The organism is Aliirhizobium wenxiniae (assembly GCF_019511445.1).
GTDB classification, from domain to species: domain Bacteria; phylum Pseudomonadota; class Alphaproteobacteria; order Rhizobiales; family Rhizobiaceae; genus Neorhizobium; species Neorhizobium wenxiniae_A.
This window is the reverse complement of sequence record NZ_JAEUAN010000010.1, coordinates 203448-216488: the sequence shown is the minus strand read 5'-3', so window position 1 is coordinate 216488 and position 13041 is coordinate 203448. Positions and strand designations below refer to the sequence as shown.

Annotated in this window: 11 protein-coding genes and 2 pseudogenes; 10 read left to right on the top strand and 3 right to left on the bottom strand. The window is 56.9% G+C overall.

Annotation, left to right across the window (positions count from 1 at the left end; translation table 11 throughout):
* From JNB91_RS14605 to JNB91_RS14595, 4 genes and pseudogenes are all read left to right on the top strand, one after another.
* A partial coding sequence (locus JNB91_RS14605) for an integrase core domain-containing protein (RefSeq protein ID WP_220326237.1) occupies positions 1 to 287 on the top strand: 287 nt, incomplete at its 5' end.
* A gap of 127 nt (positions 288 to 414) precedes the next feature.
* A pseudogene (locus tag JNB91_RS31635) lies at positions 415 to 585 on the top strand (TetR/AcrR family transcriptional regulator C-terminal ligand-binding domain-containing protein); the annotation flags it as partial.
* A 55-nt stretch (positions 586 to 640) separates the two neighbouring features.
* A pseudogene (locus tag JNB91_RS14600) lies at positions 641 to 745 on the top strand (cold-shock protein); the annotation flags it as partial.
* Between the two features lie 201 nt (positions 746 to 946).
* Positions 947 to 1456: a cytochrome P460 family protein gene (locus JNB91_RS14595; RefSeq protein ID WP_220326236.1), complete on the top strand. Its 510-nt coding sequence runs from the start codon at positions 947 to 949 to the stop codon at positions 1454 to 1456.
* 611 nt (positions 1457 to 2067) lie between these two features.
* On the opposite strand, the gene JNB91_RS14590 is transcribed toward JNB91_RS14595, so the two are convergent.
* Both JNB91_RS14590 and JNB91_RS14585 read right to left on the bottom strand, forming a co-directional pair.
* On the bottom strand, positions 2068 to 2823 hold the full coding sequence (locus JNB91_RS14590) for an alpha/beta fold hydrolase (RefSeq protein ID WP_220326235.1): 756 nt from the start codon (positions 2821 to 2823) through the stop codon (positions 2068 to 2070).
* A gap of 40 nt (positions 2824 to 2863) precedes the next feature.
* Complete coding sequence (locus JNB91_RS14585; RefSeq protein WP_220326234.1) at positions 2864 to 4636, bottom strand: cytochrome c biogenesis protein DipZ; 1773 nt, start codon at positions 4634 to 4636, stop codon at positions 2864 to 2866.
* A 316-nt stretch (positions 4637 to 4952) separates the two neighbouring features.
* On the opposite strand from JNB91_RS14585, the gene JNB91_RS14580 reads away from it, so the two are divergent.
* From JNB91_RS14580 to JNB91_RS14565, 4 genes are all read left to right on the top strand, one after another.
* The gene (locus tag JNB91_RS14580) at positions 4953 to 5999 is read left to right on the top strand and encodes an alpha/beta fold hydrolase (RefSeq protein WP_220326233.1); all 1047 of its coding nucleotides are present in this window, start codon (positions 4953 to 4955) and stop codon (positions 5997 to 5999) included.
* A 98-nt stretch (positions 6000 to 6097) separates the two neighbouring features.
* Complete coding sequence (locus JNB91_RS14575; protein WP_220326232.1) at positions 6098 to 6838, top strand: response regulator; 741 nt, start codon at positions 6098 to 6100, stop codon at positions 6836 to 6838.
* The gene (locus JNB91_RS14570; RefSeq protein ID WP_220326231.1) at positions 6835 to 8151 is read left to right on the top strand and encodes an ATP-binding protein; all 1317 of its coding nucleotides are present in this window, start codon (positions 6835 to 6837) and stop codon (positions 8149 to 8151) included. The genes JNB91_RS14575 and JNB91_RS14570 overlap by 4 nt, the downstream gene beginning before the upstream one ends.
* 145 nt (positions 8152 to 8296) lie before the next feature.
* On the top strand, positions 8297 to 8713 hold the full coding sequence (locus tag JNB91_RS14565) for an organic hydroperoxide resistance protein (RefSeq protein WP_220326230.1): 417 nt from the start codon (positions 8297 to 8299) through the stop codon (positions 8711 to 8713).
* A gap of 176 nt (positions 8714 to 8889) precedes the next feature.
* On the opposite strand, the gene JNB91_RS14560 is transcribed toward JNB91_RS14565, so the two are convergent.
* Positions 8890 to 9789 (bottom strand): LysR family transcriptional regulator, encoded by a 900-nt coding sequence (locus JNB91_RS14560; protein WP_220326255.1) that lies wholly within the window; start codon positions 9787 to 9789, stop codon positions 8890 to 8892.
* A gap of 307 nt (positions 9790 to 10096) precedes the next feature.
* On the opposite strand from JNB91_RS14560, the gene JNB91_RS14555 reads away from it, so the two are divergent.
* A complete protein-coding gene (locus tag JNB91_RS14555; RefSeq protein WP_220326229.1) occupies positions 10097 to 11515 on the top strand; it encodes an aldehyde dehydrogenase family protein in 1419 nt (472 codons plus the stop codon).
* Positions 11516 to 11678: 163 nt separating this feature from the next.
* Entirely contained in the window at positions 11679 to 12992 is a 1314-nt protein-coding gene (locus JNB91_RS14550; RefSeq protein ID WP_220326228.1) for an epoxide hydrolase family protein, read from the top strand.
* The last annotated feature ends 49 nt before the right edge of the window (positions 12993 to 13041 follow it).

Below are 13041 nucleotides of genomic sequence, written 5' to 3'. Positions count from 1 at the left end.
CTGACAATGGATCGTGCTTCATTGCGTCAGGCACGAAATCGCTGCTGCTGGATATCGGCATGGAGCCTCGCACGACGCCGGTCCGCAGCCCACAGTCCAACGGAATGGCTGAAGCCTTCGTAAAGACGTTCAAGCGCGATTACGTCTCGGTCAATTCCATTCCGGACGCCAAAACCGTCATCGCCCAACTGCCATTGTGGTTCGAGCATTACAACATGCTTCACCCGCACAAAGCTTTGGGATATCGCTCACCGCGCGAGTTCTTAAACCGTCAAACAGAAAACTGATCCTGTCCGGTTTTTATGGGGCAACTCCAGCCTAACCCATTTGGGCACTGACGGTTTTGGCCTTGGAGCATAGGCCGTATCTCCGTAATCCCATCGCTTCGGCCGATGAGGTCTTTGCGATCGGCTTGAGGAACGTTTTGCCCGGGCCGTCGATGACGCGGTTGGGGCTATCCTCCGACTAGCTGTTGAGCGCGGCGAACTCCCGGAGAGCACCGATGTCGAGAGAGTGGCGGAGGCAGTCCACGAGGCTATCTGGTATCGGCTCCTACTTAGTCGGCCGCTGAATGACGATTTGGTCCGGAGGCTGACAAACGTGTCTTGGAACGACGCTCACCAAGTTTACCTCACGCGAGGTAGGCTTCGGCGCTTCCCTGAGCGATGGTCAAAAGGTCAGCTACGATGTGGGCCAAGACCGGACGACGGGAAAGTCGAAGGCTGAGAACGTAAGCGTCCACTAAGAATAAAATCCGGTCTCGTCGAAAAGGCGAGATCGGGTCCAAGCGGACCACATTCACGTTGCTTCGCTTCGAACCGGTGGCCGAATATGGCGAACAGTTCCGAGGCACCTACAATGCGATACGTAAAAGTGGTTTTATGAAATAACTCAGACACCCTTCGGGTAATAACTGCCTCATCATTGTCAGCAGGTAGGGTTTATCATGAAGAGCTCCCCTTTCTTTGCTATCGCATTGACGATCACAGGCGTAGGCATGGCTGCAGCTCACGTAGCATCCGCAGAACCTCGGCCGGAGATTGCATCGCCAATTTATGGTGTCACGCTTCCCGAGGGTTACCGCGATTGGAAATTCATCGCGCCCGCGCAGGAAGCGCCTCCCCTGGATGAGTTACGCGCCGTCTTGGCCAACGATATTGCAGTCGAGGCCTACAAAGAGGCAGCGCTGCCCTTTCCGGATGGTTCTGTCCTCGTGAAACTCGCCTACAAACGGCAACAGTCAACCGAATTCTCGCCGGCAACAGTGCCTGGAGCTCCGACGACGGTTCAGGTGATGGTCAAAGACTCGAAGAAATACCCAGACAGCCATGGTTGGGGCTTTGGCCGCTTTATAGATGGCAAGCCGGTTGACGCTGCGCAGCATGAGACCTGTCTTGCGTGCCACGTGGGCAATGTGAAGGATCACGACTACGTCTTCACACGCTATGCTCACTGACAGCTGACAAGATCATGCCGCTTTTCGGGCGTGAGGCTCTGCTCTGGGCAACGCCTGTAGGATATTGCGTCATGGCCTTGATCCCGATCACAAGGCCGAACAGTTTTGCCATATCGGGGATATCATACCCATCCCTCACCCGATTGCCCTGTCTCACTTTTCATGATCGACGCCTGACGGTCGGTTTGTCCTCAATGAGGTCAACCTTCGTTTCGGTCAGTAACGCGGCGGCCAGGTCGGCCGCAATGACGAGAGTAAAACCATGCTGTGCAAACTGCAAGCCGGCGAATTACTCCTTCCGACGACGTATCGACTGACATCGGTTCTGTACACGAAACAGAATGAGTGTCGGGCTGCACTCGCCCGGTTCATGTCCGCGCTGAGCCCGGTCTGCCAAATGCCGGATCACTGTCTAAGGAGAGGCATTGCGAGCAGGGCTTGCCTATGTTCTCGGAGGTTCGGTTCCGGCCGGCAAAAGGCCTATTATGGAACCATTTTTGATGGTCAGGCACGACGAGACATTCCTATTCAGGAATTGACCGACGCCTCTTCAACGACTGATCTTTCGGCCGCTCCGAAAGGGCGGCCGAGTTTTCTCTTAATCTTCACCGCTACTTCGCGGATTGGCGAGCAGCCCCTTCGATCACAGCTGCCACTTTCTCTGGCTGAGACATGAAGACCGCATGGCTTGCATCGATTTCCGTGACCTGACTGCCTGCGCGTTTGGCCATATCGCGTTCCAGCTCCGGGTTGATCGAGCGATCTTTTGTCGCGACAATTGACCAGCTCTTTTTGGTCTTCCATGCTGGCTCACCCACCTTTGCCGCAAAGGCATCCTTGGCGGCAAAGACCTGGCTTTTCGCGAGGAAGGTCGCGTCCTCCCTGGGCAGATCAGCAGCAAAATCCTGCGCAAAGGCCGCGGGATCCAAGTACAGGAATTTCCCGTCCCTGGTCTGCTTGATCGAGTTTCCCGCGGGTGGCTTTGATCCCGCAAGGTCGAGGAGGCTTTCGCCCTTTTCAGGCTGGAATGCGGCGACATACACCAGTCCAGCCACATCTGGCCTATTGCCTGCCTCCGAGATCACTATACCGCTGTAGCTATGGCCCACGAGCAGACTGGGGCCATCCTGAAGATCGAGCACCCGATTGGTCGCGGCGACATCATCATCAAGCGACGTGATCGGTTCCTGCACGATGGTGACGTTGAAACCTCGGCGCTCCAAGATTTCGCTGGCTTTGCGCCAACCGGAACCGTCAGCAAGCGCGCCATGGACAATGACGATATTCTTCACTTCCGCGGCCTGAGCTGTGATGGCGATGATGCTGGTTGAAAAAGCGAGAGCAAACGTAAACAAGAGCCGTTTCATAGGGTTCTCCTTAAGGGTTTCCGAATGTGATTAAGCAGCGTCAGCCGAAGGTGAAGGCGTAGGCCTGCACACCAGGATCGAGGAAGCGAATGGTGAAGGTTTTGGCTTCGATCGCGCCGGACTGGCGGACGAGCTGGTAAAGACGAGTGGACGTGACGATGCCGTTGCCGTCGGCGTCGGTATCGGCGCCATGATCCGCACCGGGCGGGTGACCATCGATCGTAACCTGGAACCGAACGGGCTTACCTGCGGCACCCGGCCCAAGCACCAGATGCAGGTCGCGAGCATTGAACTTGTAGGTGATCCCTCCATCTGGACCGTCGAGTGACGCGGCTTCAGCGCCGACCGTCCAGATGCCGGAAAGCCCCCACTTATTCAGCCCCGGGGTCGCGACGGAATAGTCGCGGGACTGGTCTGCGCGCAGACTTTCATTCGATGCAAAGCCGGTGGCTTGTCGGTAGCCGATATAGGTCTCGCCAGAGCGGATGTGTTTCAGGTCCGGGCTGGCCTCCGCACCTTTTGCCTCTGGCGTGACCGGTGCGCTTTCAGCTGCGGCACTGCCAGCTTCGCGCAGCAAATCCTGGATGGCCTGCTCAGTCTGTCGATAGTTGCCCTCACCGAAGTGATGATACCGGACCTGCCCCTTTGCATCGATCAGATAATGCGCCGGCCAGTAGCTGTTATCAAATGCGCGCCAGATCCTGTAGTCGTTATCGACGGCGACCGGGTATTCAATATTGAAGTCACCAATGGCCTGCTTGACATTGTCGACCTTTTTCTCGAAGGCGAATTCAGGAGCGTGGACCCCGATTACGACAAGTCCCTGATCCTTGTATTTTTCCGCCCAGGCACGGATATAGGGGATGGTGCGGATGCAATTGATGCAGGAATAGGTCCAGAAGTCTACGAGCACGACCTTGCCGCGCAATTGCTCGGTGGTGAGCGGCGTCGAGTTCAGCCATTCAACGGCCCCATCCAGGGATGGTGCGCGACCTTCGACAGGCAGTCCCGATGTGAACGAGGCGGCACTCGGCGGAAGAGCACTCGAATTGCTCGCGACTTCAGTTGCGGGTTCAGCATCCTGATTTGCGTGGAAACGATCAAGAACGGCTTGCTCAAACGATGCGGTGCTGGAGTAGGAAAGCCGCGCGAGAGCGCCGGTATCCAGTCCAAGTGCGATAACCGTAACACCCGTAAGAACAGCTGCACCGACAAGCTGACGTACGCGCTCACTGAACCCGAGGGATCGCTTCAAGCTGGCAAAAACCTTGCCTCCGAATAATAGGGCTATTGCAAGCGAGGTGGCTGCGCCGCCGGCATAGGCGGCAAGCAACAAGCTTGTTCCGAGATTGGCCCCCTTGAGTGCTGCGCCCGTGAGCACCAGGCCAAGGATCGGCCCCGCACAGGGCGCCCACAAAAGACCGGTGGCAATTCCCAGGATTAGGGAGCCTGCGAGAGTCGGAATAGCCCCGGGCCTCCCGGTGGCATTCGCCAGACGGTTGCCCAACTCAACGACCGGTCGGGTGACGATGCTCGCCGCACGGGGTGAGATAAGGCTTACGCCGAAGACGGCCAACAAAGCTAGGGCGGCAAGCCGTCCATATTCATTCGCGTTGATTGCCCAGCTGCCCCCAACCGCGGCAAGCGTAGCAATGGCGGCAAATGTGGCCGCCATGCCTGTGAGCATAGGCAGTGTGCTGCAGACGAATGATTGTCCCGCACGCGCAAAGACAAAGGGGAGGATAGGCAGGATGCAGGGGCTGAGGATGGTCAGCGCCCCTCCAAGATAGGCAATGATCACGAGCGTCATCATCTTTTCCTTTGAAAGAAGATTTTCGGGCGCTGGGCGGCGATGGCGCGACCAGCAATGTTGCCAGCGTGCGGATCTCGCGTATCTAGGGTGTGTCCGGTCTCGGCTGGATTTGTATCCGAATGTAGAAGGGACGCTTGGACAAAATGCCGGGCAAGCAGGAGGCGCCTACTCTCAGGGAGGCTAGAAAATTGTATCAAAGCGTATCTGAGGAGCTTCCTGTTACAGAAGTATTCACAATGGATTTGCTCAAGACACATCAAAGATACATGCGCCAGGCTTTTTGCCGATCATATCAACACGGATCGGAGAGAACCCCATGAGCACTGAGATTGATCTTCAGCGTCGCCGTTTCCTCGGCATCGCAGCGATAACTGTTGCAGCCGTCGAAATCGGCGCCACCGGATTGGCCAATGCCAAAACGCCCGCCACAACGACTTCAGCACCATCCATGGCAGGGGCGCACACGTCCTTCGGCTCATTGAAGCAGATCGACGCTGGCGTTCTCGACATTGGCTACGCCGAATCCGGGCCCGCGGACGGTCCGGCTATCCTGCTCCTGCATGGTTGGCCTTACGATATCTATAGTTATGTCGATGTCGCGCCAATCCTCGCCTCGGCAGGATATCGGGTGCTCATCCCCTATCTGCGCGGCTATGGCACGACCCGCTTTCTCTCCGATGACACGCCGCGCAACGGCCAACAGGCAGCACTCGCCTCGGACATGATCGCATTTCTGGATGCGCTGCAGATCAAACAAGCCGTCGTGGCAGGCTACGACTGGGGAGCGCGCACCGCCGACATCATGGCCGCTCTTTGGCCCGAACGTTGCAAGGCTTTGGTTTCCGTGAGTGGATACCTCATCGGCAGCCAAGAGATTAACAAGAAGCCTCTGCCTCCCAAGGCAGAGCTTTCCTGGTGGTACCAGTTCTATTTCGCAACGGAACGCGGCCGTGCGGGTTACGCGGCCAGCACTCTCGACTTTGTCCGCCTGATCTGGGAAACGGCATCGCCAACCTGGAAGTTCAGCGATGAGACCTTCAATCGCTCCGCATCTGCGTTCGCCAATCCAGACCATGTGGCTATCACCATCCACAACTACCGCTGGCGACTTGCTTTGGCAGAGGGTGAAGCGAAATATGATATTTTGGAGAACCAGCTTTCGAAACTTCCGGTGATCACCATACCGACAATCACGATGGAGGGCGATGCTAATGGTGCGCCTCATCCCGCTCCGTCCGCCTATGCGTCGAAATTTTCCGGCAAATACGAACATCGCGATGTCACCGGTGGCATCGGCCACAATCTGCCGCAGGAAGCACCGGAAGCTTTCGCCAAGGCCGTTCTGGACGTAGCCAAGCTTTAAGCTTGCCGAGGCCCGCGAACAGCTATCTTACTGGATCGGCCCGGTAAGTTTCGCTGTCGCGGGCTCTTTCTTGACGTGGGGAAAACTGAAGGCTTCCAATGGAACACATCGATCATGTTCTTGTCGTCGATGACGACAGAGAAATCCGGGAACTCGTCTCAAGCTACCTTAAAAAGAACGGCCTGCGGGCATCGGTGGCGGCCGATGGCCGACAGATGAGAACATTCCTGGAGGGCAATACGGTCGATCTGATCGTGCTCGATGTGATGATGCCGGGCGATGACGGCCTGGTCCTATGCCGCGAATTGCGGGCCAGCAAGCATAAAGCCACCCCGGTTCTCATGCTCACTGCTCGTGACGACGAAATGGACCGCATCATCGGACTTGAAATGGGCGCCGACGACTATCTTTCGAAACCATTTGCGGCGCGCGAGCTTCTTGCCCGGATAAAGGCGGTGTTGCGCCGAACCCGGATGCTCCCGCCAAACCTTCAAATCAGCGAGGCAGGTCAGCTTTTGAGATTTGGCGACTGGCGTCTCGATACGATCGGTCGTCACCTCATCGACAATGAAGGGACCGAGATTGCGCTTAGCGGTGCCGAATACCGTCTGTTACGTGTCTTCATAGACCACCCTCAGCGCGTTCTGAATCGCGACCAGTTGCTCAACCTCACTCAGGGGCGCGATGCCGAGATCTTTGACAGATCGATCGATCTTCTGGTGAGCCGCGTACGCCAACGGCTGGGCGACGACGCCCGCGAACCGAACTATATCAAGACGGTGCGCGCCGAAGGTTATGTCTTCTCGGTTCCCGTCGAGATAACGGAGCCGAGGGCATGAGCAAGGGGCATCACCAAATCGTCGGTTGGCCGCGTTCGCTGCGATCTCGACTTTTCCTGATCCTGTTTGCTGGCCTTGCCATTGCATATGGCCTGTCCTTCAGCATTTTGTTTGCAGAACGCTACATGTCGGCTAAGGCCGTGATGCTTGGCACCCTGGAAAGCGATCTGGCGACCTCGATCGCTGTCATTGATCGCTTACCCGCCGAAGAGCGATCCGACTGGGTCGATCGCCTGAGCCGCGGTAACTACCGGCTCGTTCTTGGTCCAGGCCTTCCGGGCGTGTCCGACATGTCCGGCCGGGGGGCGGAAATTGCAGAACGGATTGAGGAAGCTGCCGGTCACAAGTTCCCTCTCAGAGTTCAATCCATCCCGGGAGACGGCAAAAGACTTCAAGCACATTTAACACTGTCTGATGGCGCGCCGCTAACGATCGACCTTACACCTCGTGGTGTGATGCCGCTTGCCGAATGGTTGCCCTACGTATTTGCTGCGCAAATGGCGCTTCTGCTTCTGTGCACGTGGTTCGCGGTACGGCAGGCAATCCGCCCTCTGAGTGTCTTGTCAGCAGCTGCAGAGGCACTCGATCCGAGTAAGCAGGGAGCACCGATGAGTGAGAGCGGACCAACCGAAGTCGCCCATGCCGCCCGTGCCTTCAATGCCATGCGCAACCGGATTGCGCATTATCTGGAGGAGCGGATACAGATCCTTGCAGCAATCTCGCATGACCTGCAGACACCGATCACGCGCATGCGGCTGCGTGCCGATATGGCCGATGACACTCCGGAGAAGGAAAAACTGGTCAGCGACCTGCGCGAGATAGAACGGCTCGTGCAGGATGGTGTCGCCTACGCGCGTAGTTCACATGGCAACGGAGAAAAGACGTCCCGCATTGATCTTGCTTCCTTCATCGACAGCATCGCCTATGACTATCAGGACACTGGAAAGGCCGTCTCGGTGCTCGGTGTTGTGCAAGGTATAGCGATTACGAAACCGCATGCGCTTCGCAGAATCCTGACGAATTTTATAGACAACGCCATCAAATTTGCCGGCAGCGCCGAAATCTCTGTCAGACGAGGCGATGAAGGCGATGTCATCGTGACCGTGCTGGATCGCGGACCGGGAATACCTCCCGATATGCTGGATAGAGCCATGCAACCATTCTTCAGGATCGAGACTTCGCGAAACCGTGACACCGGGGGAACTGGACTTGGGCTTGCGATAGCCCAGCAACTCGCAGCGACCATCGGCGGGTCCGTGCGGCTTTACAATCGGCTTGGCGGCGGGCTCGCAGCCGAGGTGAGCTTTCGCTGATACTACTCACAATGAAGAAGGCCCGCCTCCTGCGGCTACGTTGCGATACAGTTGAGCAGTTTTGAGAAATATGCCGGATACGCCGATGCGTCAGAACAAAGGGGTAAGCAGCGCCGCATCGGGCGGCCAAGTCAAGGAGCCCAATATGACCACGATCGACAAAGTTCTTTATACCGGCAAGACGCATACGATGGGAGGTCGCGAGGGGGCGTCACGCAGTGATGATGGCATGCTGGACATCAAGCTCTCTCCTCCTGGAAGCGGAAAAACTGGCAGCAACCCCGAGCAGCTTTTTGCTGCGGGCTGGTCGGCATGCTTCCTCGGTGCAATGGCTCGTGCAGCCGCAAAGCACCAGGTCAGGTTGCCGGCGGACACCGCTATCGATGCGGAAGTCGATCTTGGCACGACGGATGGCGAATTCTTTCTGCAAGCTCGCCTTACTGTCATTGTTCCAGGAGTTGAACGAGACGTCGCACATGCGATTATCGAGGATGCTCATCAGATCTGCCCGTATTCGAAAGCCACCAGAGGAAATGTCCATGTTGAGCTCAAAGTCGTCTAGCGCAATTCTCAGCGGGCGGGCAATTGTCATTCTGGTCGTAGCTGCAGCGATATTCGCAGCACCATGTATCTATGACGTCGCATCCAAGGAGCCCTCGCCGCTGGTCGGTTTTGTGACCGCCGCGTCGACGTTATGACAACAATGGAGAACGGCTCGCCCTAAGGCCGCCGTCCTCCTTAAATCTTCCCTCGCCTGACAGCCTTGATCAGCTCGACAAAAGCTCGCAGCTTTGCCGGCACATGCCGCCGGCCAGGATAGTACAGGCAAAGGCCCGGATATGGCGCTGTCCAGTCGTTGAGCACTCTTTGCAGCCGTCCACTCGCCAGATCATCCGATACCTGCCAATCATTCAAATAGGCCAGCCCGACTCCTTCGCGGGCCGCCCTCAACATCAGGTCACTGTCATCAAGCGTGAGCTTGCCTGGCACCGCGATACTGAATTGCTGCCCCCTGCGTTCGAATTCCCAGCTGTACAAGCCGCCATTTGCCATTCGCGCCTGAATGCATTGATGAGCCTTGAGATCCACAGGAACGATGGGACGACCCTGCTTGTTAAAGTATTCCGGCGATCCGACGATCGCAGGATGAATGCTGTCGCTGATGGGCACGAGAACCATGTCGGGAGGCGCCGTCTCCCGCAGGCGGATCCCCGCATCAAATCCTTGGGCATTGATGTCTACGAACGCGGATTCCGTTACGATTTCCACAGTCACTTGAGGAAATCGTCGCATATACTCGATCACCACCGGCGCCAAAATCATCCTGATCGCGCCAACAGAGCTATTTATTCGCAGCGTCCCCGCGGGCTCGAGCCGATGTTCATCCACTTGATCGATTGCACCTCGGATCGCGGCAAGGGCCGGGGTGATCTCGGAGACAAATCGCTCGCCGGCGGCCGACAGAACAACGCTACGGGTCGAGCGGTTGAAAAGTCGCACGCCGAGACGAGCCTCCAGAGTCATTATCTGTTGGCTAAGTGCTGATGGTGAGATGCCAAGATCGCGAGCGGCGGCGCGAAAGCCACCACGCGCAGCGACCGCCACGACAGATTCCAGTTCAGAAAGAGATCCCCTCATCATTGTCCGCGTTTCCTTACCAGCCTGCGCAGATTTGATCGGCTTATCCATTCAATGGGTCAAGCATAAATTGCGGTCGTCGGTGACGTGCAGGGGAGTTGTTACGAGCAAGATCGACAGATGGAGATGTTCCAAACTGGTTCTCGGCTCACTCCCGCAACAGGAGCTTTTCGAACTCAGCTCGTCCGAAGCAGAAGAGATAAATGCCGCGGCGAGACTGTCACGGTCCTCGCTCCGACACGCCGCATAGCTGGATGACCCCGCGGTCAACCAAGACCCTAACCCGTAAAGTTTTTGAGGCCTGATCATGAGATCGATCGAACACATTTACATCAATGGCGAATTCGTGGTGCCATGCGGCGAGGATCGTCTGGATCTGATCAATCCTGCCACTGAAGAAAAGATCGGCGATGTGCGCCTGGGCAATGAAGACGACGTTAAAGCGGCTGTAGCAGCCGCCAAGCGCGCATTGCCTTCACTCGCATCGTCGACGAAGGCAGAGCGGATCGACATGCTTCATAGTCTGCGGGATACGATCGCTGCAAAACCGGATGAGCTCGTACGGACCATGACGGAGGAATATGGCGCTCCCTCCTATTTCACGGCGTTTTCAGTGCAGAATGCGGCATCGATCTTTGATGTCATGGCGGAAGCAGTCGCCGCATACGAATTTGATCGGCTCGTCGGCAAAAGCGCGATACGGATGCTTCCTCGCGGAGTGCTTGCAGCTATCACACCTTGGAACAGCAACTTCGGTTTTATCGCAACCAAGCTCGCTCATGCGATTGGCTCTGGCTCGCCACTCGTCATCAAGCCGGCCGAACAGAGCGCGTTGCAGACGGAAGTGTTCGCCAGGCGGCTCCATCAGGCAGGCTTGCCCTCTGGCGTCCTGAATATCGTCAACGGCACGGGCCCCATTGTCGGCGCTGCACTCACCAATCATCCCGATGTCGCAACGATCAGCTTCACAGGGTCCACACAGGCCGCAAAAATCATCCAGAGAGCTGCAATCGACGGCATGAAGAGGGTTATCCTGGAGCTCGGCGGCAAGGCACCTACGATCATCATGCAAGACGCTGATCTCGACCAAGCAATTCCGATTGCCTTGATGTCCGGTTTCGCAAACAGCGGCCAGGCCTGTGTTGCGGGAACCCGGATTTTGGCGCCGCGGTCTCGGATGACGGAAGTCTCAGAGAAACTGCGAGTGGAAATCGAAAACCTCAAGGTCGGCGATCCTCAGGATCCTCAAGTACGAATTGGTCCGCTGGCCAGCCACGCCCAATGGGAGAGGATCCAGACATATATCCGGTTGGGCGTCGAAGAAGGGGCCACCCTTCTGACCGGTGGAACAGGCCGGCCCACGGGGCTGGAAAAAGGTTGGTTTGCTCGCCCGACCATATTCACGGGCGTGACTAACAACATGCGCATCGCACGTGAAGAGATTTTCGGTCCCGTCCTATGCCTCATCGCCTACGACGATGAGGAGGAAGCTGTTGAGATTTCCAATGACAGCGAATACGGGCTCCAGGCATATGTCCTCGGATCCGATCAAAGCCGCGCGTTACGGGTCGCGGAACGCTTGCTGGCCGGCCGGGTCATCGTCAATGGCGCGCCCCACGATCCGCGAGCGCCGTTTGGAGGCTTTAAGCAATCCGGCATCGGTCGCGAGATCGGGGCTTACGGTCTCGACGGAATGCTCGAACCGAGGGCGATCCTTACCCCTTGAACCGGCACGAAGGTACGGCGCTCTGTATCAGTGCGTGTCAATTCCCTGAAAGACAACACAGCGCAACACAACCGCCTGTCCGAAGAAACACCCCGGACACGATGGACACCTATGTGTCGGAGCCGCGCGATCGTCGCGAACCTTTTGAGAAGGATATGGAAACATGAAGCACGCTTTGCAGATCGAAAGATGGGGCCGCCGAGCAGCGTTTGCCCTCGGTTCTACGGCCCTGATATCATTTGCCTGCATCCAACGTGTATCGGCAGAGCCGGCGCAGTCCGCTGCCTCCAGCGCCGATGAAGGTATCCGGCCGTTCCGTGTCCACGTGGATCAGGCACAGATCGACGATCTTAAAAACAGGATCAGGAGTACGCGCTGGCCAGACAAGGAAACCGTAGACGATATCTCTCAGGGCATCCAGCTGGCACGCGTGCAGGACCTCGTGCGCTACTGGGGAACAGATTACGACTGGAGAAAAGCAGAGGATCAGCTTAACGCTCTTCCGCAGTTCGTAACCAAGATCGATAGCGTCGATATTCATTTCATACATGTTCGCTCCCGCCATCCCAATGCCCTCCCCCTCATCCTTACCCATGGCTGGCCTGGTTCCATCTTCGAGTTCACGAAGGTCATAGGACCACTGACTGACCCCACGGCATATGGTGGAAAGGCGGAAGACGCATTCGACGTCATTATCCCGTCTATTCCGGGCTATGGCTTCTCCGGCCATCCAGCCGAGCTTGGTTGGGGACCCGATCGCGTCGCGCGAGCCTGGGACACGCTGGTGAAGCGTCTGGGCTACACTCGGTATGTTTCCCAAGGCGGCGACCATGGCTCTGTCATCTCCGATGCGTTGGCCCGGCAGGCGCCGAAAGGTTTGCTTGGTATTCATCTGAATATGCCGGCAACCGTTCCCGGCGGATTGATGAAGGGGATCAACAGCGGCGATCCGGCACCGGCGGATTTATCTCCGGCCGAACGCGACGCCTACAATTCCCTGAGCGGCTTTTTCGGCAGAAACGCAGCCTATGGTGCGATGATGGTCACGAGGCCTCAGACCATCGGATACTCTTTGTCCGATTCACCGGCCGGTCTCGCGTCCTTCATCTACGAAAAGTTCGCACAATGGAGCGACAGCGATGGTGAACCGGAACGAGTCCTCACCAAGGATGAGATGTTGAATGACATCACGCTCTACTGGCTGACCAACAGCGGGGCATCCGGCTCACGATTCTATTGGGAGAACAACAACAACAACTTCAGCTCGGACGCGCAGAAGACGAAGGAAATTAACATTCCGGTCGCCATCAGTGTCTTTCCCAAGGAGATCTATCAAGCTCCGGAGAGCTGGAGCAAGCAAGCTTACCCGACGTTGAATTATTATCATCAGGCAGATCATGGCGGTCATTTCGCTGCGTGGGAACAGCCTGCAATCTTCTCCGAAGAGTTGCGTGACGCTTTCCGGAAGATGCGTTGAAAAGATACTGAAGCGCGGTCTAGTAGATCGCGCATTCTCACTTCGATCA